We start from the raw sequence: 21,107 nt of genomic DNA on the forward strand, positions 1-21,107 counted from the left end.
CGCCGCGGCGGGGCAGCGGGCGCCCCGGGGCCCCGTGGGGCGTGCGCGGGCGCGGGCCGAGGGGTGGCACAATGGGACGGGACAGACTGTCAGCAACCGCCGCGCCCCGCCGGGGCCGTGCGCGCGGAGCCGGCCGGCTCCGGCAGGGAAATCGGGAGTGCAACAACATGGCAAACGGAAACGAGATCGTCCTCGACCACACCGGCTTCGTGGGGCACGGCAACACGCTGGCCGCGTGGGTGACCGTCGGCATCATGTCGGTGGGCGTCATCGTCGGCGTGGTGGGCTTCACGGTGGGCAGCACCGCCCTGCTGATCGCGGGCATCGTGCTGGTCGTCGTCGGGCTCGTCGCCGGCGCCGTGCTGAGCAGGATGGGCCACGGCAGCGGCTCCGAGCAGCGCAAGCACGAGGCGCGCCAGCACCAGGGCTGAGACCGGGGCCGGCACGGGCCGGCCCCGGGAGCGCGGCACGCGCACGGGCCGACCGGTCCCCGGAAGGGACCGGTCGCCGTCCCCGCCCGGTCCGGGCGCGGCCCACGAACGCACCAGCGCGGCCAGCGCCGCCGAGAGGACAGGAAACCATGTCGCAACAGAGCACCGGGACGGTCCTGGACGCCATCATCGAGGGCGTCCGGGCGGATCTCGCGGAGCGCCGTGAGCGCGTCGGCCTCGACGAGCTCCGCCGGGCCGCCGCGCAGCGGCCGCCGGCCCTGGACGCCGAGTCGGCGCTCCGGGGACCCAGCACGGACGCCGTGCAGGTCATCGCCGAGGTCAAGCGCTCGAGCCCCTCCAAGGGCGCGCTGGCCCCGATCGAGGACCCGGCGCGCCTGGCCGCGGCCTACGAGCACGGCGGGGCCTCGGTGATCTCCGTGCTGACGGAGCAGCGACGCTTCAACGGCTCCCTGGCGGACCTCGACGCCGTGCGCGCGGCCGTGGGGGTGCCCGTGCTGCGCAAGGACTTCACGGTCGACGAGTACCAGATCTGGGAGGCGCGCGCCCACGGGGCCGACCTCGTCCTGCTGATCGTCGCCGCCCTCTCCGACGACGAGCTGCGCCGCTTCCTCGCGCTGACCCACGAGCTGGGCATGCACGCCCTGGTGGAGACGCACACGCCCGAGGAGATCGAGCGGGCGGTCGCCGTGGGCGCCCGCATCGTGGGCGTCAACGTCCGCAACCTCAAGACCCTCGACACCGACGTCGAGACCTTCGGCCGGCTCGCCGGCCTCCTGCCCCAGGACGCGGTGATCGTGGCCGAGTCCGGCGTCGAGGGCGAGGAGCAGATCGCCCTCTACGCCTCGCACGGTGCCAAGGCCGTCCTGGTCGGCGAGGCCCTCGTGCGCAGCGCCGAGCCCGCGTCCACCATCGCGGCCTTCCGCGCGGCCGGTGCCGCCGCGCGCGCCCGGCGGCACGTCCCCGAGGCCGAGGCGGAGGCCGTCGCCGCGGAGGCCGCCTCCCTGCGCGAGGCCCCCGGACCGTACTTCGGGGACTTCGGGGGCCGGTGGATGCCCGAGTCCCTCATCGCCGCGCTCGACGAGCTCACGGACGTGTTCGAGAAGGCGAAGGCCGACCCGGAGTTCACCGCGGAGTTCCAGCGGCTCTCCCGCGACTACTCGAACCGGCCCTCCCTGCTCACCGAGGCCCAGCGCTTCGCCGCCGAGGCCGGGTGCCGGATCTTCCTCAAGCGGGAGGACCTCAACCACACCGGCTCGCACAAGATCAACAACGTGCTCGGCCAGGCCCTGCTGGCGCGCCGGATGGGCAAGACCCGGCTGATCGCCGAGACCGGCGCCGGCCAGCACGGCGTGGCCTCGGCCACCGCCGCCGCCCTGTTCGGCATGGAGTGCGTGGTCTACATGGGCGAGGAGGACACCCGGCGCCAGGCCCTCAACGTCGCGCGCATGGAGCTGCTGGGAGCCACCGTGGTGCCCGTGACCAACGGCTCCCGCACGCTGAAGGACGCGATCAACGAGGCCCTGCGGGACTGGGTCGCCTCCGTCGAGCACACCCACTACCTGCTGGGCACCGCGGCGGGGCCGTACCCGTTCCCCGCGATGGTCCGCTACTTCCACGAGCAGATCGGCGAGGAGACCCGCGAGCAGATCCTGGCCCAGGCCGGGCGCCTCCCGGACGCCGTCGCGGCCTGCGTGGGCGGCGGGTCCAACGCGATCGGCATCTTCCACGGCTTCCTGGACGACCCCTCGGTGGAGCTCTACGGCCTCGAGGCCGGCGGGGACGGCGTGGAGTCCGGACGCCACGCCGCCACGATCTCGCTGGGCCGCCCCGGGGTGCTGCACGGCGCCCGGACCTACCTCATGCAGGACGAGGACGGGCAGACGCTCGAGTCCCACTCGATCTCCGCGGGCCTGGACTACCCGGCCGTGGGCCCCGAGCACTCCTACCTGCACGACATCGGGCGGGCGCGCTACGAGGCGATCACCGACGTGGAGGCGATGGAGTCCTTCCGGCTCCTGTGCCGCACCGAGGGCATCATCCCCGCCATCGAGACCTCCCACGCCCTGGCCGGCGCGCTGAAGATCGGCCGGCGCTGGGTGGAGGAGCTCGGGCCGGAGGCGGCCGCGGAGAAGATCATCGTGGTCTCCCTCTCCGGGCGCGGCGACAAGGACGTGGCGACCGCCGCGGAATGGTTCGGGATGCTACCGGACGACAGCGCCGAGGCCGAGCTCGGTGAGAAGGGCGAGCGACTGTGAGCACCACCCGACACGAGACCCCCGGGGCGGACCTCGCCTCCCGCCTCCTGCCGCCGGGCCTGAGCGCCGACCCCGGCTCGAGGCTCGCCGCGCGCATCGCCGAGTGCCGGGACCAGGGCCGGCCGGCCCTCGTCGGCTACCTCCCCGCCGGCTTCCCGACCGTCGACGAGTCCATCGAGGCGGCCGTGGCCCTGGGCACCAACGGCGCCGACGTCATCGAGATCGGCATCCCGTACTCGGACCCCGTCATGGACGGGCCGGTGATCCAGCACGCGACCACCACGGCCCTCGCCAACGGCTTCCGGGTGGCCGACGTGTTCCGCGTGGTCCGTGCCGTGGCCGAGCGCACCGACGCGGTGCCCGTGGTGATGACCTACTGGAACCCCGTCCTGCAGATGGGCGTCGACACGTTCGCCCGCCGCCTCGCCGAGGCCGGGGGAGCGGGGATGATCACCCCCGACCTGATCCCCGACGAGGCCCGGGAGTGGTTCGCCGCGTCCCAGGCCCACGGCCTGGACCGGATCTTCCTGGTGGCGCCCTCCTCCTCGCGGGAGCGGCTCGACCTGGTGGTCAAGGCCGCGAGCGGCTTCGTCTACGCGGTCTCCGTGATGGGCGTCACCGGCGCCCGGGACGCCGTCTCCGACGTCGCCGAGAAGCTCGTGGCGGACACCCGCGCCGCCGGGGCCCAGCACGTGTGCGTGGGCCTGGGCGTCTCCCGCCGGGAGCACGTCGAGGAGATCGGGGCCTACGCGGACGGCGTCATCGTGGGCACCGCCCTCGTGCAGGCGCTGGCCGACGGCGGCCCCGAGGCCGTGGGCGCGCTGGCCCGGGAACTGGCCGGGCGCGCCTGATAGCGTGACGTGGCGCCCCGCCCTCCTCCGGGCGGGGCCGCCCGTCCCGACGACCCCACGAGCCGAGGCCCCACCGCATGCTGCTGAGCGCCGTTCCCCCCGTGCCCGCCCTGATGAGCGCCCCGCTCCGGCAGGGCATCCCCTCCCCGGACTGGTCCGGCTTCTCGCTCGGCCCGCTGACCGTGCACGCCTACGCGCTGTGCATCCTCGCGGGCATCGCGGCGGCGCTGTGGCTGACCACGCGCCGCTGGACGGCCCGGGGGCTGGACCCGGAGATCGTGTGGGACATCGTGATGTGGGCCGTTCCCGCCGGGATCGTGGGCGCCCGCGCCTACCACGTGCTCATCACCGACCCGGCCGGCTACTTCGGCCCGGGCGCCGACCCCGTCGACGCGCTGCGGATCTGGGAGGGAGGCCTCGGGATCATGGGGGCCGTGGCCTTCGGCGCGGCGGCCGCGTGGTGGGTGTGCCGCCGCAACAACGTCTCCCTGGCCGTCTTCGCCGACGCCGCGGCACCCGGCCTGCTCCTCGCGCAGGCGATCGGGCGCTGGGGCAACTGGTTCAACCAGGAGCTCTTCGGCCGGCCCACCACCCTGCCGTGGGGCCTCGAGATCGACCCCGGCAGCCCGAACTTCCCGGCCGGGCTGCCGGCCGACACGCTCTTCCACCCCACGTTCCTCTACGAGTCCCTGTGGAACCTGCTCGGCGTGGTGCTCCTGCTGGCCCTGGACCGGCGGTTCCGCCTGGACGGCGGCCGCCTCTTCGCGCTCTACCTGGTCCACTACGGCCTGGGCCGGATGCTCATCGAGCTGTTCCTGCGGATCGACCCGTCCCTCATGGTGCTGGGCCTGCGCGTGCACGTGTGGACCGCCCTGGGGCTCGTGCTGCTCGGGCTGGCCCTCTTCGCGGCGGCGGTGCTCCGCCGCCGCAGGGCCCGCGGCGCCGCGGTGGAGCCCTCGCGCGCCTGATACCGCACCGGGGGCCGCACCGGGGCTCCTGGCCGGAGAGTTTTCAGAGCTGTAACATCTGAGTGCTAGATTTTTCCAGCGCCTGACGGGCGGACGGGTGAACCACGTCCACCGCTCCGGTGCACGCCACGATCGTCCATCGTCGGACATTCCTGGAACGGGGCCCTTCCGCCGCCCGGCACCTCTTCGACCACTGCTCGAGGACGTCGGCGGCAGCTCACGATCCGGCGGCACCTCCCGACCGGAGCTCTGCCGCGGGGGCCGCTCCTGTTGACCGCATCCCATGGTGAGGAGACGTCAGTCATGACCTCTACCCCGGCCGGCACCCCCGGTGACACTTCCGCCCAGGGCGGCACGGACCCGCGTCCGGCCGATCCCGCCGAGACCGCGCAGGAGCAGCCGGAGTCCCCGTTCGAGCAGTTCTCCAACGCGCCCGAGGAGCAGGGCCTCTACCACCCGGACGAGGAGAAGGACGCGTGCGGCCTCGCCGTGGTCGCGACCCTCAACGGCGCCCCGAGCCACGAGATCGTCGACGCGGCGCTGACGGCACTGCGCAACCTGGAGCACCGCGGCGCCGTGGGCGGCGACGAGGGCACCGGTGACGGCGCCGGGCTGCTGACCCAGCTGCCGGACGCGTTCTTCCGCGCCGTGCTGGACTTCGAGCTGCCGCCCCTGGGCGGCTACGCCGTGGGCACCGCGTTCCTCCCGCACGGCGGGGAGAACGCGGAGCGGATCCAGGGCGCCCTCGAGGATCTCGCGCGCTCCGAGGATTTGCAGGTCCTCGGCTGGCGGCCCGTCCCGATCGCCGAGTCCGTGGTGGGCCGGTCCGCGCGGGAGGTCATGCCCTACTTCGTGCAGCTCTTCGTGGCCGAGACCACGCCGGCCCCCGAGGACGAGGCCGCCCGGCGGCGCCTGGACCAGAAGGCGTTCCGGCTGCGCAAGCGCGCCCAGAACCGGTCCGGCGTCTACTTCCCCTCGCTGTCCTCGCGCACGATCGTCTACAAGGGCATGCTGACCACCCAGCAGCTCGAGCCCTTCTACCCGGACCTGTCCGACGAGCGGTTCACCACCGAGCTCGCGATCGTGCACTCCCGGTTCTCCACCAACACCTTCCCCTCGTGGCCGCTGGCCCAGCCCATGCGCACGCTCGCGCACAACGGCGAGATCAACACCGTCAAGGGCAACCGGAACTGGATGCGCGCCCGCCAGTCGCAGCTGAAGTCCCCGCTGCTGGGCCGCAACCCCGAGGAGCTGTTCCCGATCTGCTCGGAGGGCGCCTCCGACTCGCAGTCCCTGGACGAGGTCGCCGAGCTGCTCGTGCTCTCCGGCCGCCCGGTCACCCAGGCCATGATGATGATGATCCCGGAGGCCTGGGAGAACCACGAGACCATGGACCCCGCCCGCAAGGCGTTCTACCGCTACCACGCCTCCTTCATGGAGCCGTGGGACGGGCCCGCCGCGGTGGCCTTCACCGACGGCGTGCAGGTCGGGTCCCTGCTGGACCGCAACGGGCTGCGCCCCGGCCGGTTCTGGGTCACGGACGACGGCCTGGTCGTCTTCGCCTCGGAGGTCGGCGTCGTCGACGTCGGGGACCGCAAGATCGTGCGCAAGGGCCGCGTGTCCCCGGGCACGATGTTCCTCGTGGACACCGCGCAGGGCCGGATCGTCGAGGACGCCGAGATCAAGGCCCAGATCGCCTCCGCCGCCCCGTGGGAGGAGTGGGCCGACAGCAACATCGTCGACATCACGGACCTCCCCGAGCGCGAGCACATGATCCACCCGCGCTCCTCCATCACCCTGCGCCAGAAGACCTTCGGGTACACGCAGGAGGAGCTGAAGATGATCGTCGGGCCCATGGCGGCCAAGGGCGCCGAGCCCATCTACGCGATGGGCACCGACACCCCGATCGCCGTGCTCTCCGAGAAGTCCCGCACCCTGTTCGACTACTTCGTGCAGTCCTTCGCCCAGGTCACCAACCCCCCGCTGGACGCCATCCGCGAGGAGCTCGTCACGAGCCTGCGCGGCTCCGTGGGCCCCTCCGGCAACCTGCTGACCACCGAGCGGGTCCGCACCCGCCAGGTCGCGGTGGACTTCCCGGTCATCGACAACGACCAGCTCGACCAGTTCCTGCACCTCGAGGGCGAGGACGGGATGCCCGCGGCCCTCAAGGTGCGGGGCCTGTACCGCCCCGACGGCGGCGCGGAGTCCCTGCGCGCCCGGATCGCGGAGATCTGCGAGAAGGTCTCCGCGGCGGTGGCCCGCGGCGTCGAGTACGTGATCGTCTCCGACCGCGACTCCAACGGCGCGTGGGCCCCGATCCCGTCGCTGCTGCTCACCTCGGCCGTGCACCACCACCTCCTGCGCTCCGCGACCCGCACCAAGGTGGCGCTGGTCGTGGAGGCGGGTGACGTGCGCGAGGTCCACCACGTGGCGCTGCTCATCGGCTACGGCGCGTCCGCGGTGAACCCCTACCTGGCGATGGAGTCCGCGGAGGAGCTGGTCCGCTCGGGCGACCTCACCGGGATCACCACCGAGCACGCGGTGCACAACCTGATCAAGGCCCTGGGCAAGGGCGTGCAGAAGATCATGTCCAAGATGGGCATCTCCACGGTCTCCTCCTACTGCGGCGCCCAGGTCTTCGAGGCCCTCGGCCTGTCGCGCGAGCTCGTGGACGACTACTTCACCGGCACCCACACCCAGATCGGCGGCATCGGCCTCGACGTGATCGCGGAGGAGACGGCCTCCCGCCACCGCCGGGCGTACCCGGCGGACGGCGTGACCGAGCCCCACCGGGACCTCGAGACCGGCGGCGAGTACGACTGGCGCCGGGACGGCCCGCCGCACCTGTTCAACCCCCAGACCGTCTTCCGGCTGCAGCACGCCACCCGCACCGGCCGCTACGACATCTTCAAGTCCTACACGAAGCTCGTGGACGACCAGACGAAGAAGCTGCTGACCCTGCGCGGGCTGCTCGGCTTCACCGCGGACCGCAAGCCGGTGCCGCTCGAGGAGGTCGAGCCCGTCAGCTCGATCGTCAAGCGCTTCCAGACCGGGGCGATGAGCTACGGCTCCATCTCCCAGGAGGCGCACGAGACCCTGGCGATCGCGATGAACCGGCTCGGCGCGAAGTCCAACACCGGTGAGGGCGGCGAGGACGTCGACCGGCTGCTCGACCCGCAGCGGCGCTCGGCGATCAAGCAGGTGGCCTCCGGCCGGTTCGGCGTCACGAGCCTGTACCTGACCAACGCCGACGACATCCAGATCAAGATGGCCCAGGGCGCGAAGCCCGGCGAGGGCGGCCAGCTCATGGCCCAGAAGCTGTACCCGTGGATCGCCCGCACGCGCCACTCCACCCCGGGCGTGTCCCTGATCTCGCCGCCGCCGCACCACGACATCTACTCGATCGAGGACCTGGCGCAGCTGATCTACGACCTCAAGCGCTCCAACCCGCAGGCCCGGGTGCACGTCAAGCTGGTCTCCGAGATCGGCATCGGCACCGTGGCCTCGGGCGTCACCAAGGCCAAGGCGGACGTGGTGCTCGTCTCCGGGCACGACGGCGGCACGGGCGCGGCCCCGCTGAACTCCCTCAAGCACGCCGGCGCCCCCTGGGAACTCGGCCTCGCCGAGACCCAGCAGACGCTGATGCTCAACGGGCTGCGGGACCGCGTGGTCGTCCAGGCGGACGGGCAGATGAAGACCGGCCGGGACGTGATCGTCGCCGCGCTGCTCGGCGCGGAGGAGTTCGGCTTCGCCACGGCGCCGCTGATCGTCGAGGGCTGCATCATGATGCGCAAGTGCCACCTGGACACCTGCCCGGTGGGCGTGGCCACCCAGAACCCGGAGCTGCGCAAGCGGTTCACGGGGCGGGCCGAGCACGTGGTGAACTTCTTCGAGTTCATCGCCGAGGAGGTCCGGGAGTACCTGGCCCAGCTCGGGTTCCGCTCGATCGAGGAGGCCGTCGGGCACGCCGAGGTCCTCGAGACCAAGGACGCCATCGACCACTGGAAGGCGCACGGGCTGGACCTCTCGCCGATCCTGCACTCCACGGTGCTCGAGCACCGGGGCGCGGCGGTGCGCAACATGCGCGGCCAGGACCACGAGCTGGAGAAGCACTTCGACAACGAGCTGATCCGGCTCTCCCGGGCCGCCCTGGAGAAGCGCGAGCCCGTGCGGATCCAGCAGCACATCATCAACACGGACCGCGCGGTCGGCACGATGCTCGGCCACGTGGTGACGCGGACGTTCGGCACGGACGTCCTCGCCCACGACACCATCGACGTGACGCTCACGGGCCAGGCCGGCCAGTCCCTCGGCGCGTTCCTCCCGCAGGGCATCACCCTGCGGCTCGAGGGCGACGCCAACGACTACAGCGGCAAGGGCCTGTCCGGGGGGCGGATCATCGTGCGCCCCGAGCGGGACGCGGTGTTCGAGGCCTCCGAGAACGTCATCGCGGGCAACGTGATCGGCTACGGCGCCACGAGCGGGGAGATCTTCCTGCGCGGCACCGTGGGCGAGCGGTTCCTGGTGCGCAACTCGGGCGCCACGGCGGTGGTCGAGGGCATCGGCGACCACGGCTGCGAGTACATGACCGGCGGCACCGCCCTGGTGCTCGGCCGCACGGGGCGCAACTTCGGCGCCGGCATGTCCGGCGGCGTGGCCTACGTCATCGACCTCGCCGAGACCTCGGTCAACAAGCAGGCGCGCGACGGCGGCGAGCTGCAGCTGCTGCCCCTGGACGAGGCGGACGCCGAAGTCGTGCTGGCGCTCATCACGAAGCACGCCGAGGAGACGGGCTCCGAGCTCGCGGACCGGCTCCTGGCCGACCCCGTGGCCACGCTCGGGCGTTTCACCAAGGTCCTGCCGCGGGAGTACGCCGCCGTGCAGGGCATCCGCGAAGAGGCCCGGACCCAGGGGCAGGACCCCGACGGCGACGAGGCCTGGCACAAGATCCTGGAGGTGACGACCCGTGGCTGATCCGCGCGGTTTCATGAAGGTGACCGAGCGCGTCGACCGCCCCAAGCGGCCGGTGCCCGTCCGGATCATGGACTGGAAGGAGGTCCAGGAGGCCCAGGACCGGGGGGTCCTGCAGAAGCAGGCCGGCCGGTGCATGGACTGCGGGATCCCCTTCTGCCACGAGGGCTGCCCCCTCGGCAACCTGATCCCCGAGTGGAACGACCTCGTGTGGCGGGGCCTCGACGCCGAGGCGGTCGAGCGCATGCACGCCACCAACAACTTCCCGGAGTTCACCGGGCGGGTCTGCCCGGCCCCGTGCGAGTCCTCGTGCGTGCTCGGCATCAACCAGCCGGCGGTGACCATCAAGCAGATCGAGTACTCGATCGGGGAGATGGGCTTCGACGAGGGCATCGTCAAGCCGTACGTGCCCCAGCGCCTGGTCGGCAAGACCGTGGCGGTCGTGGGCTCCGGGCCCGGCGGCCTCGCGGTCGCCCAGCAGCTGACCCAGGCCGGGTTCACGGTGGCGGTCTACGAGCGCGACGACCGCATCGGCGGGCTGCTGCGCTACGGCATCCCCGACTTCAAGATGGAGAAGGAGGTCCTCGACCGGCGCCTCGACGTGATGCGCGCCGAGGGCACCCGCTTCCGCCCCGGGGTGGAGATCGGCAAGGACATCACCTGGGACCAGCTCAAGCGCCGCTACGACGCCGTGGTGGTCGCCACCGGCGCCACCCGGCCGCGGGACCTCGAGATCCCGGGCCGGGACCTGGACGGCGTCCACTTCGCGATGGACTACCTGGTGCAGGGCAACCGCGTGGTGGCCGGCGACGAGGTCGAGGACCAGATCTCCGCGGCGGGCAAGCACGTCATCGTCCTGGGCGGCGGCGACACCGGCTCGGACTGCATCGGCACCGCCAACCGCCAGGGCGCGGCGTCGATCACGTCCCTGGCGATCGGGCGCAAGCCCGCCGCGGACCGCTCCGACGCCGACCCGTGGCCGATGATGCCCAAGGTCTTCGAGGTCTCGACCTCCCACGAGGAGGGCGGCGACCGCACCTACATGGCCTCCACCGTGGAGTTCGTGGGGGAGGGCGGCAGGCTCACCGGCCTGAAGGTCGCCGAGACCGAGTACCTGCCCGACGGCCGGCGCGCCCCCAAGGGCGGCACCGAGCGGGTGATCCCGGCGGACCTCGTCTTCCTGGCCCTGGGCTTCACCGGCAACGAGTCCGAGGACATCACCGAGCAGATCGGCGCCGAGCTGGACGGCCGGACCAACCTGGCCCGGGACGACCGGTACATGACCAGCGTGGACGGCGTCTTCGCGTGCGGCGACGCCGGCCGCGGCCAGTCCCTCGTCGTCTGGGCGATCGCCGAGGGCCGCGCCTGCGCGGCCGCCGTCGAACGGTTCCTCATGGGCTCGACCCGTCTGCCCGAGCCCGTGGCCCCGACCGACCGGGCCATCGACCTCACCCTGTAGGACGGCACCGGGCCCCACGGTCCCGCGGCGCGGGCCGCCCCCTTCCGAGAGGGAGGGGGCGGCCCGCGCCGTCGCACGTCCGGGGCGGGCCGACGGGCCGGGCGCCTCGACACCGGCGGCGGCGTTGGTAGGCTGGGAACGACCTCCCGCCCCAGGGCGGACATCCAGGCAGTGCGGCCGGGAGCTGCGTCGTGTCCTGCGCGACGGAGCCCCCGGCCGCAGTGCTGTGCGCGTCCTCCCCGGTGGCATCCCTCGACCCAAGGCGGCACACATGCGACGAGCAAAGATCGTGGCCACGATCGGCCCGGCCATCTCCTCGTACGAGAACCTCTCCCAGGCGATCCGGTCCGGCATGAACGTGGCCCGGCTCAACATGAGCCACGGCGACCACTCCGTGCACGACGCGTCCTACGAGAACCTGCGGCGCGCCTCGGCGGACGCCGGGCAGACGGTCGCGATCCTCGCGGACCTGCAGGGACCGAAGATCCGGCTCGGCCGCTTCGCGGACGGCCCGCACGAGCTGCTCCCCGGCGATGTGTTCTCCATCACCGTCGAGGACGTCGAGGGCACCGCGAGCCTGTGCTCCACCACGCACAAGGCCCTGCCGGGCGACGTCAACGTGGGCGACCCGCTGCTCATCGACGACGGCCGGGTCGCCCTGCGCGCCACCGCCGTCTCCGACACCACCGTCACCACCGAGGTGGTCGTGGGCGGGGCGGTGTCCAACAACAAGGGCATCAACCTTCCCGGCGTGGCCGTGAACGTCCCGGCCCTGTCCGACAAGGACGAGGACGACCTGCGCTGGGCCCTGCGCCGCGGCGTGGACCTGATCGCGCTGTCCTTCGTGCGCGACGCCAAGGACATCGTGCGGGTGCACGAGATCATGGACGAGGAGGGCCGGCGGCTGCCGGTGATCGCCAAGATCGAGAAGCCGCAGGCGGTGGACGCCCTGCACGAGATCATCGACGCGTTCGACGGCATCATGGTGGCCCGCGGTGACCTGGGCGTGGAGCTGCCGCTGGAGCAGGTCCCGATCGTGCAGAAGCGCGCCATCGAGCTCGCCCGGCGCTGGGCCAAGCCCGTGATCGTCGCCACCCAGGTGCTCGAGTCGATGATCGACAGCCCGCGCCCCACCCGGGCCGAGGCCTCCGACTGCGCCAACGCCGTGCTCGACGGCGCCGACGCGGTCATGCTCTCCGGGGAGACCTCGGTCGGCAAGTACCCGATCGAGACGATCGAGACGATGGCCCGCATCATCGAGGCCACCGAGTCCCAGGCCCTGGAGCGGGTCCCGGCGCTCGGCACGGAGCCGCGCACCCGCGGCGGTGCGGTGACGCGGGCGGCGGTGACCATCGCCCGGCAGCTCGACGTCAGCTACCTCTGCACGTTCACCCAGTCCGGGGACTCCGCCCGCCGGCTGTCCCGGCTGCGCCCGGCCCACCCGATCCTGGCGTTCACCCCGGAGCCTCTCGTCACGGCGCTCATGTCCCTGCTGTGGGGGGTGCAGCCCATCCAGGTCGCGAAGGTCGACCACACGGACGAGATGACCCGGCAGGTCGACCTGCACCTGCAGGAGCAGGGTCTGGCAGGCAAGGACGACCTCGTGGTGATCTGCGCCGGCTCGCCCCCCGGGGTCGCCGGCACCACGAACCTCGTCAAGGTGCACCGCGTGGGCGACGTCGCCGACGCCGGGGAGCTGCTGGGCAGCGGGCAGCGGCGCGAGCGCGTGGGACCGTGGCGGGAAGGGTGAGCAGCCTCCCGGCCATGACCCCCGAGGAGCACTCCCGGGACCTGCGCGAGCACGGGGTCCCCGAGGAGCTGCACGCCGCCTTCCCCGGTCACGGGATGGGCGGTCTGGCCCGGGCGATGGGCATCCGGTTCACGGAGCTCACGCCCGGGCGGGCGGTCGCCACGATGCCGGTCGAGCCGAACACGCAGCCGGGCGGGATCCTGCACGGGGGAGCGCACTGCGTCCTCGCCGAGACGCTCGCCTCGACCGCGGCGAGCGTGCACGCCGGTCCGGGGCGGTACGCGGTGGGTGTCGACGTCAACGCGACGCACCAGCGCGGCGTGGCCTCCGGGACGGTCACCGGCACGTGCACGGCGCTGCACCTGGGCGCCACGCTCACCGTCCACGAGGTCGTGATGACCGACGAGCGGGGGCGGCGGCTGTCCACCGCCCGGGTCACCAACCTGGTGCGGGAGCGGGGCGCCGCGGGCTGACGGCACGGGGGTGGGACGAGAAGACCCCGGACCGAGAGGTCCGGGGTGCTGGTGCCCAAGGTGGGACTCGAACCCACACTCCAGGGGAACCGCATTTTGAGTGCGGCGCGTCTGCCAATTCCGCCACTTGGGCCTGCGGTCGCAGTCCGCGCCGCCTCGGGAGGGCGGCTCCTGCGCTCAACCACTCTACAACAGTTATAGGCTGGGGCTGATCGGACGGAATGCGCGGCGCCGGGCAGTCTGGCGCCGCCGGCCCCGCCGCCCGCGCGGCGCGGGCAACGACGCACCAGCAGCCAAGGAGTCAGCGTGACGGAGCAGCCGAACCCCTCCCCGGCGGAGGAGCCCGAGACCCGCGACGACCTGTCCGGCGAGGCGGCGGAGAACGACCTGCGCCCGGCCCGCCGGGTGGTGGTCGCCGAGGACGAGACCCTGATCCGCCTGGACATCGTGGAGATGCTCCAGGATGCGGGCTACGAGGTGGTCGCGGAGGCCGACAACGGCCAGCGCGCCGTGGAGCTCGCCCGCGAGCACCGCCCCGACCTCGTGCTCATGGACGTGAAGATGCCCGTCCTCGACGGGATCACCGCGGCGGAGCAGATCGCCTCGGACCGGATCGCCCCGGTGGTCCTGCTGACGGCCTTCAGCCAGCGGGAGCTCGTGGAGCGGGCCCGCGAGGCGGGGGCCATGGCCTACGTGGTCAAGCCGTTCACGGTGGACGACCTCGTGCCCGCCATCGAGATCGCGATCTCCCGCGCCGAGGAGATCGCCGCGCTCGAGCGCGAGGTCTCGGACATGAAGGAGCAGTTCGCCACCCGCAAGCTCGTGGAGCGCGCGAAGTCGCTGCTGACCACCAAGATGGGCCTCACCGAGCCCGAGGCGTTCCGCTGGATCCAGAAGACCTCCATGGATCGCCGGCTGTCCATGCGGGAGGTCGCCGAGGCCATCATCAACCAGGTCGCCTGAGCGCGCCGTCCGGCCGCGCGGGCTGACCCGCCGGGCCCCGGCGGACCGCCTGCCCCGGCTCCCGCCCGGCCCTAGGATGGGTCCGTGGAGAAAACGACGCAGCACACGCAGACCGACCCGAGCCCCGAGACCGCTGTCCGCACGGTGACCGTCGGGACCGACACCGACCACCCCGTCGACGTCGAGATCCCCCACCCGGTCTCCCGGCCCGAGCGGAAGCTGCTGCTGGTCGACGGCCACTCCCTGGCCTTCCGCGCGTTCTTCGCGCTGTCCCGCGCCGCGGAGTACGGCGGCGGGCCCGCCTTCGTGACCTCCGACGGCCGGCACACCGAGGCCGTCTACGGCTTCGTGAACACGCTCGTGAAGCTGATCCGCGAGCAGAAGCCCACCCACCTGGTGGTCTCCTTCGACCTCGACGGCCCCACCCTGCGCTCCCAGGAGTACGAGGAGTACAAGGGCGGACGGGACGAGACGCCCGAGGAGTTCCACGGGCAGGTCCCGCAGATCCGCCGGATCCTCGACGCCCTGGGCGTGCCCGTGGTCACCGCCGAGGGCCACGAGGCCGACGACGTCCTCGCCACCCTCGCCCGCCGCGGCGCCGAGCAGGACTACGAGGTGCTGGTCTTCTCCGGGGACCGGGACGCCTTCCAGATGATCGACGAGCACGTCACGGTGGTCTACCCCGGGCGCACCCCGTCCGACCTCAAGCACATGGACGCCGCCGCCGTGGTGGAGAAGTACAAGGTGCCGCCCCAGCACTACCCGGACCTCGCGGCCCTGACCGGGGAGCAGGCCGACAACCTCCCCGGGATCCCCGGCGTGGGCGCGGGGTTCGCGGCCAAGTGGATCCTCGCCTACGGCGGCGTCGACGCGATCCTCGCGCACGCGGACCGCGTCAAGGGCAAGAAGGGCGAGGCGCTGCGCGAGCACCGCGCCGACGTCGAGCGCAACCGCCGGCTCAACCGCCTGATCACCGATCTCGCGCTGGACGTCGACCTCGCCGACGCCGGCCTGCCCGAGCCCGACGCCCAGGCGGTGGGGGAGGTCTTCGACGACCTCGAGTTCGGCGACGGCCTGCGCAACCGGCTCTTCGACGCCTTCGGGCGCCCCGCCGAGGAGGCGGCCCCGCCGGCCGACCTCGGCCTGGGCGAGGTGGAGCGCCCCGGCACCGCCGAGGACCTCGAGCAGTGGCTGGCCGGCGGGGAGGGCCCCGTGGTGCTGCACGCCCTGCACCGCGACGACGACCCCGTGCTGCCGGGCGCCCGCGAGCTCTCCGGAGTGGTCCTCGCCCGCGGCGGCCACCAGCCGTCCGCGCTGTTCCTGGACCTCGCGGCCGCCGACTCCGACCTCGAGTCCGCACTGGCCCGCTGGCTGGCCGACGCGGACCGGCCCAAGATCGTGGACGGGCTCAAGGACGTCTGGAAGTCCCTCGCGGTGCGCGGCCTGCCGCTGGCCGGGGTCGTGGACGACCCCCAGCTCTCGGCCTACCTGCTGCAGCCGGCGCGGCGCAGCTACGAGCTCCCCGCGCTGCTCGAGGACCGGCTGGGCCTGGCGGTGGCCCCCGCCGCGGACGGCCCCGCCGCCGAGGGGCAGCAGCAGCTCGCCCTGGACGCCGAGCCCTGGCCCGCCCCGGCGGTGCTCCGGCGGGAGGCGGAGCTGGCGGTCGTCACCGTCCAGCTCTCCGAGCACCTGTTGGAGAAGCTGGCCGAGACCCACCAGACCGCCCTCCTCACGGACCTCGAGCTGCCCCTGGCCGTGGTGCTGGGCCGGATGGAGCTCGCCGGGATCGCCGTGGACCCCGAGGGCGTGCAGGTCCTGCTCGACGACTTCGCCCGGGTGATCGAGCAGGCGCAGCAGGAGGCGCACGCCCAGATCGCGGAGCCCGTGAACCTCGGCTCCACCAAGCAGCTGCAGCAGGTGATGTTCGAGGAGCTGGGGCTGCCGAAGACCAAGAAGATCAAGTCCGGCTTCACCACCGATGCCGACGCCGTGGCGGAGCTGCTCACCCGCACCGACCCGGACTCCAAGGGGCACCGCTTCCTCGCCGGCCTGCTGGCCTACCGGGACGCCAACAAGCTCCGCCAGACCGTCGAGGGCCTGCAGAAGGCCATCGCCGAGGACGGCCGCGTGCACACCACCTACATGCAGAACGTCGCCGCCACCGGCCGGCTGTCCTCCACCAACCCCAACCTGCAGAACATCCCCGTGCGCACCGAGGAGGGCCGCCGCATCCGCGGGCTGTTCGTGGTCGGGCGCCCGGAGGACGGGCGGGCCTACGAGCAGCTGCTCACCGCCGACTACTCCCAGATCGAGATGCGCATCATGGCGCACCTGTCCGGGGACGAGGCGCTGATCGAGGCGTTCCGCAGCGGCGAGGACCTGCACCGCTTCGTCGGCTCGAAGATCTTCGGCGTGGCCCCGGAGGAGGTCACCGCGCCCATGCGCTCCAAGGTCAAGGCCATGAGCTACGGGCTGGTCTACGGGCTGAGCTCCTTCGGGCTCTCCAAGCAGCTGCGGATCCCCGTCGACGAGGCCCGCACCCTGATGAGCGACTACTTCACCCGGTTCGGGGCGGTGCGCGACTACCTGCGCGGCGTCGTGGAGCAGGCCCGCGAGGACGGCTACACGGCCACGATCGACGGCCGCCGCCGGTACCTCCCGGACCTCTCCAGCGACAACCGGCAGCTGCGCTCCATGGCCGAGCGCGCCGCCCTCAACGCCCCCATCCAGGGCTCGGCCGCCGACATCATCAAGAAGGCGATGCTCGGGGTGGACCGGCGCTTCACCGACGAGGGCCTCGGCTCCCGGATGCTCCTGCAGGTCCACGACGAGCTCGTGGTGGAGGTCGTGCGCGGGGAGCGCGAGACCGTGGAGCGGGTGCTGCGCGAGGAGATGGGCGGCGCCGCCGAGCTGTCCGTGCCGCTGGAGGTCAACGTCGGCGCGGGCCGCTCCTGGCACGAGGCGGCCCACTGACCGGCCGGACCGGCGCCCCGGCCGGCCCGCTCCCCGAACCCACCGCGAACGAGGAACCCACCATGGACCCCCAGCACGACGCTCCGACGACACCGTCCACCCCCGGCACCGTGACCGAGTCCTACTCGGCCGGCGGGCACGACTACACCTTCGCGGAGTTCGGCGTGGGCCCCGGCGGCGTCGCGGCCAACCCGGCCGCCGTGGAGTGGGTGCGGGCCATCCGGCAGGGCTTCCACCAGGCGGAGCCGACCGACGAGACCCTCGAGCGCACCCTGTCCTGGATGCACGCCGAGCGGGTGCGGCTGCGGGCGGCGTACCCGCACGCCGTGCCGGAGGCGGCACTCCCCACCCGGCGGCCCGTGGCGACCTTCACCTCCTGGGAGGGCTCGCTCAACGCGGGCCGCGGCCGGCTGCTGCGGGCCCGGCTCATCTCCGAGGTCACCGTGCGGCCCACGCACAGCCGCCGCGGGCTGCTGCGCCGGCTCATGACGGGAGAGCTCGACCGCGCCCGGCGGGACGGCTACCCCGTGGCGCTGCTGACCGCGACCGAGGCCACCATCTACGGCCGGTTCGGGTTCGGCGCGGCCACGTTCAACCGCGAGGTCACCGTGGACGCCACGACCCGCCTGCAGCTCAAGGCCCCGACCGTGGGCAGCGTGGAGATGGCCGACGGTGAGGCGGTGCGCCAGCTCGCCCCCGTGCTCTTCCAGCGCTTCCACGAGAGCTCCCACGGGTCGGTGAGCCGGGTGGCCTACCACTGGCCCGAGTACACGGGGGAGTACGCCATCACCCCGCAGAAGGCGGACCCCGAGGTGCGCTGCGCCGTGCACTACGACGACGCGATGCGCCCGGACGGCTACGTGACCTACCGGTTCGAGCCCAACACCTCCTACCCGCTGACCCTGACGGTGCTCGACCTCGTGGGCGCCTCCCCGGACGTGTCGATCGCCCTGTGGGAGTTCGTGACCTCCCTGGACCTCGTGGACCAGGTCCGCTTCGGCCGCGCCCCCGTGGAGGACCCGCTGGTGTGGGCGATGGCGGACCGGGCCAAGTACCGCGTCACCGCGGAGTCCGACAAGGTGTGGGTGCGGGTCCTGGACCCCGCCGCCGCGCTGGAGGCCCGCCCGTACACTTTCCGCGGGCGGATCGTGATCTCCCTCGTGGACTCGATGGGCTACGCCGACGGCGTCTGGGCACTGGACACCAGCAGCGGCACGCCCGTGGTCGAGCGGCTGGGCGACCGGCCCCGCACCGCCGACGACGACGCCGGGCGGTCGGTCCCCGCGGTGGAGCTGCCCGACGGGGCCGACGTGGCGATGCGGGTGGACGTGCTCGGGTCCCTGTACCTCGGGGCGGTGAAGGCGAGCACCCTCGCGCAGGCGGGACTGATCGTGGCCCGGGACGAGGACGCGCTGCGGGACCTGCAGGACTTCATGGAGACCCCGACCGCCCCGTACGGCGTCACACAGTTCTGAGCCCGCGCGGCACGGCGGGTCGCGTGTTGCGCCCCTTTTCCTCCGTCCGTAGACTGACCCGGTGCGTGCTCTGCACGTGCCCTGTCCAGCAATCCTTCGGAACGGCCGCGGTCCGGCCGGACAATCTCCGTTCCGACTGATCACAAACTATCCCCATCGGAGCCCCTACTACATGACCACCACCACCCCGCAGGTTGCCGTCAACGACATCGGGTCCGCCGAGGACTTCCTCGCCGCTGTCGACGCGACCATCAAGTACTTCAACGACGGCGACCTCGTCGAGGGCACCGTCGTCAAGGTCGACCGCGACGAGGTCCTTCTCGACATCGGCTACAAGACCGAGGGCGTCATCCCGTCCCGCGAGCTGTCCATCAAGCACGATGTCGACCCGGACGAGGTCGTGACCGTGGGTGATGAGGTCGAGGCTCTGGTCCTCACCAAGGAGGACAAGGAAGGCCGCTTGATCCTGTCCAAGAAGCGGGCTCAGTACGAGCGCGCCTGGGGCGACATCGAGAAGATCAAGGAGGACGACGGCGTCGTCACCGGCACCGTCATCGAGGTCGTCAAGGGCGGCCTCATCCTCGACATCGGCCTGCGCGGCTTCCTCCCCGCCTCCCTCGTCGAGATGCGCCGCGTGCGCGACCTCGCGCCGTACATCGGCCAGCAGATCGAGGCGAAGATCATCGAGCTGGACAAGAACCGCAACAACGTGGTCCTGTCCCGCCGTGCCTGGCTCGAGCAGACCCAGTCCGAGGTCCGCTCGAACTTCCTGCACAAGCTCGAGAAGGGCCAGGTCCGCACGGGCACGGTCTCCTCGATCGTCAACTTCGGTGCCTTCGTGGACCTGGGCGGCGTCGACGGCCTCGTGCACGTCTCCGAGCTGTCCTGGAAGCACATCGACCACCCCTCCGAGGTCGTCGAGGTCGGCCAGGAGGTCACCGTCGAGGTCCTGGACGTCGACATGGACCGCGAGCGCGTCTCCCTGTCGCTGAAGGCGACCCAGGAGGACCCGTGGCAGCTGTTCGCCCGCACCCACGCCCTCGGGCAGGTCGTGCCGGGCAAGGTCACCAAGCTCGTCCCCTTCGGCGCGTTCGTGCGCGTCGAGGACGGCATCGAGGGCCTGGTGCACATCTCCGAGCTGGCCCAGCGCCACGTGGACATGGCCGAGCAGGTCGTCTCCGTGGGCGACGAGCTGTTCGTCAAGGTCATCGACATCGACCTGGACCGCCGCCGCATCTCGCTGTCGCTCAAGCAGGCCAACGAGGGCGTGGACCCGGACTCCACCGAGTTCGACCCGGCCCAGTACGGCATGGCCGCCGAGTACGACGACCAGGGCAACTACAAGTACCCCGAGGGCTTCGATCCCGAGACCAACGAGTGGATCGAGGGCTACGAGACCCAGCGCGCCGCCTGGGAGCAGCAGTACGCCGACGCCCAGTCGCGCTGGGAGGCGCACAAGGAGCAGGTCCGGAAGTCGATCGCCGAGGACGCCGAGGCCGCCGCCGGCGGCACGACGAGCTCCTCGTCCTCGTCCTCCTCGTCCTCCTCCTCGTCCGCGCCGGCCCCGACCAGCTACTCCTCCGAGGCCCCGGCCGCCGACTCCGGCACCCTGGCCTCCGACGAGGCCCTGGCCGCTCTGCGCGAGAAGCTGACCGGAGCCTGATCCGACAGGCACCGCCAGGCCGTTCCGCACGGCGCTGACCACGACGGCCCCCACCCTTCGCAGGGCGGGGGCCGTCGTGCTGTCCCCGGGGCCGCCGGACCGGACGGGCGCCGCTCAGGGCCGGCTGCCGGCGGGGGTGTCCACCCAGTCCGTGCCGACGGGCCGCAGGACACCGGCGCCGGCGGTCAGCGAGGCCACGCGGGAGTGCAGCGCGGCGACGGCCGCGTCGTCGTCGGGCAGGGCGAGGCCCAGCTCCGCGCCGGCCGCTCCGTAGGCGGTGTCCAGGACCGTGGTCCCGGCCGCGCGCAGCTCGTTCTCGATCCGGCCCGCGTCCGCGTGGGAGGCGGGGAGCCGGTAGAGCCGCTGCCGCCGGCGGACCACCAGGGACGCGCCGTCGAGGGCCTGGGACACGGCCTCGGAGTAGGCCCGGACCAGCCCGCCGGCGCCGAGCAGGGTGCCGCCGAACCAGCGGACCACCACGGCGCTCACGTCCGAGAGGTCGGTGACGTCCCGGCCGGCGGCGTCCGTGGCGGTGCGCCGCAGCACGAGGGCCTCGAGCATCGGCAGGCCCGCGGTGCCGGCGGGCTCGCCGTCGTCGGAGGAGCGCTGCACGTCCCGGTCCGGGCCCAGGACGAACGCCGAGCAGTGGTGGCGGGCGTCGTGGAATCCGCGCCGCAGCTCCTCGGCCAGGGCCCGGGCCTCGGCCTCCGTGGGCGCCCGGCGCAGCACCGCCAGGAAGCGGGAGCGCTTGATCTCCAGCTCGGCCACCGCCTCCGTGCCCGCGGCGAGCGTCGTGTACCGGGTCGCGCGGCTGAGCAGGGGGTCCGGGTCCATGCTCCCCACTCTAGGCCGGG

13 protein-coding genes and 1 tRNA gene are annotated in these 21,107 nt (G+C 72.7%); 12 read left to right on the forward strand and 2 right to left on the reverse strand.

The window, feature by feature from the left end; genetic code table 11:
- Positions 1–167 precede the first annotated feature (167 nt).
- The 8 genes from CRM73_RS02030 to CRM73_RS02065 all read left to right on the forward strand — a co-directional run bounded on the left by CRM73_RS02030 (position 168) and on the right by CRM73_RS02065 (position 13,179).
- Positions 168–431 (forward strand): HGxxPAAW family protein, encoded by a 264-nt coding sequence (locus CRM73_RS02030; RefSeq protein WP_017833959.1) that lies wholly within the window; start codon positions 168–170, stop codon positions 429–431.
- Between the two features lie 149 nt (positions 432–580).
- A complete protein-coding gene (gene trpB, locus CRM73_RS02035) occupies positions 581–2,707 on the forward strand; it encodes a tryptophan synthase subunit beta (protein ID WP_095651005.1) in 2,127 nt (708 codons plus the stop codon).
- 47 nt (positions 2,708–2,754) lie between these two features.
- The gene (trpA, locus tag CRM73_RS02040; RefSeq protein WP_052132747.1) at positions 2,755–3,558 is read left to right on the forward strand and encodes a tryptophan synthase subunit alpha; all 804 of its coding nucleotides are present in this window, start codon (positions 2,755–2,757) and stop codon (positions 3,556–3,558) included.
- Between the two features lie 77 nt (positions 3,559–3,635).
- The gene (lgt, locus tag CRM73_RS02045; protein WP_229586648.1) at positions 3,636–4,526 is read left to right on the forward strand and encodes a prolipoprotein diacylglyceryl transferase; all 891 of its coding nucleotides are present in this window, start codon (positions 3,636–3,638) and stop codon (positions 4,524–4,526) included.
- A gap of 303 nt (positions 4,527–4,829) precedes the next feature.
- On the forward strand, positions 4,830–9,500 hold the full coding sequence (gene gltB, locus CRM73_RS02050; protein WP_115162592.1) for a glutamate synthase large subunit: 4,671 nt from the start codon (positions 4,830–4,832) through the stop codon (positions 9,498–9,500).
- Entirely contained in the window at positions 9,493–10,956 is a 1,464-nt protein-coding gene (locus tag CRM73_RS02055; protein ID WP_031283259.1) for a glutamate synthase subunit beta, read from the forward strand. The genes gltB and CRM73_RS02055 overlap by 8 nt, the downstream gene beginning before the upstream one ends.
- 271 nt (positions 10,957–11,227) lie before the next feature.
- Positions 11,228–12,706: a pyruvate kinase gene (pyk, locus tag CRM73_RS02060; RefSeq protein ID WP_035924007.1), complete on the forward strand. Its 1,479-nt coding sequence runs from the start codon at positions 11,228–11,230 to the stop codon at positions 12,704–12,706.
- Between the two features lie 14 nt (positions 12,707–12,720).
- Positions 12,721–13,179, forward strand: a complete 459-nt coding sequence (locus CRM73_RS02065; RefSeq protein WP_031282685.1) for a PaaI family thioesterase — start codon at positions 12,721–12,723, stop codon at positions 13,177–13,179.
- Between the two features lie 49 nt (positions 13,180–13,228).
- Here CRM73_RS02065 and CRM73_RS02070 read toward each other — a convergent pair.
- Positions 13,229–13,312 (reverse strand) — tRNA-Leu (locus CRM73_RS02070).
- A gap of 227 nt (positions 13,313–13,539) precedes the next feature.
- Here CRM73_RS02070 and CRM73_RS02075 point away from each other — a divergent pair.
- The 4 genes from CRM73_RS02075 (at position 13,540) to rpsA (ending at position 20,253) form a co-directional block, all read left to right on the forward strand.
- Entirely contained in the window at positions 13,540–14,142 is a 603-nt protein-coding gene (locus tag CRM73_RS02075; protein ID WP_031282683.1) for an ANTAR domain-containing response regulator, read from the forward strand.
- Positions 14,143–14,226: 84 nt separating this feature from the next.
- Positions 14,227–17,115, forward strand: a complete 2,889-nt coding sequence (gene polA, locus CRM73_RS02080) for a DNA polymerase I (RefSeq protein ID WP_229586649.1) — start codon at positions 14,227–14,229, stop codon at positions 17,113–17,115.
- A gap of 62 nt (positions 17,116–17,177) precedes the next feature.
- Entirely contained in the window at positions 17,178–18,590 is a 1,413-nt protein-coding gene (locus tag CRM73_RS02085; protein WP_017832863.1) for a GNAT family N-acetyltransferase, read from the forward strand.
- Positions 18,591–18,762: 172 nt separating this feature from the next.
- Positions 18,763–20,253 (forward strand): 30S ribosomal protein S1, encoded by a 1,491-nt coding sequence (gene rpsA / locus CRM73_RS02090; protein ID WP_035924005.1) that lies wholly within the window; start codon positions 18,763–18,765, stop codon positions 20,251–20,253.
- A 114-nt stretch (positions 20,254–20,367) separates the two neighbouring features.
- Here the strand turns inward: rpsA and CRM73_RS02095 are convergent, their stop codons facing one another.
- Complete coding sequence (locus tag CRM73_RS02095; RefSeq protein WP_017832861.1) at positions 20,368–21,087, reverse strand: YigZ family protein; 720 nt, start codon at positions 21,085–21,087, stop codon at positions 20,368–20,370.
- Positions 21,088–21,107: the final 20 nt, after the last annotated feature.

Origin of the sequence: Kocuria sp. CCUG 69068 (assembly GCF_020833785.1) — a bacterium.
Taxonomy (GTDB): Bacteria; Actinomycetota; Actinomycetes; order Actinomycetales; family Micrococcaceae; genus Kocuria; species Kocuria rosea.

Coding starts and splice junctions, on each gene's coding strand:
- CRM73_RS02030 (WP_017833959.1), top strand. CDS start 168: ATGGCAAACGGAAACGAGATCGTCCTCGACCACACCGGCTTCGTGGGG.
- trpB (WP_095651005.1), top strand. CDS start 581: ATGTCGCAACAGAGCACCGGGACGGTCCTGGACGCCATCATCGAGGGC.
- lgt (WP_229586648.1), top strand. CDS start 3,636: ATGCTGCTGAGCGCCGTTCCCCCCGTGCCCGCCCTGATGAGCGCCCCG.
- gltB (WP_115162592.1), top strand. CDS start 4,830: ATGACCTCTACCCCGGCCGGCACCCCCGGTGACACTTCCGCCCAGGGC.
- pyk (WP_035924007.1), top strand. CDS start 11,228: ATGCGACGAGCAAAGATCGTGGCCACGATCGGCCCGGCCATCTCCTCG.
- CRM73_RS02065 (WP_031282685.1), top strand. CDS start 12,721: ATGACCCCCGAGGAGCACTCCCGGGACCTGCGCGAGCACGGGGTCCCC.
- CRM73_RS02085 (WP_017832863.1), top strand. CDS start 17,178: ATGGACCCCCAGCACGACGCTCCGACGACACCGTCCACCCCCGGCACC.
- rpsA (WP_035924005.1), top strand. CDS start 18,763: ATGACCACCACCACCCCGCAGGTTGCCGTCAACGACATCGGGTCCGCC.
- CRM73_RS02095 (WP_017832861.1), bottom strand. CDS start 21,087: ATGGACCCGGACCCCCTGCTCAGCCGCGCGACCCGGTACACGACGCTC.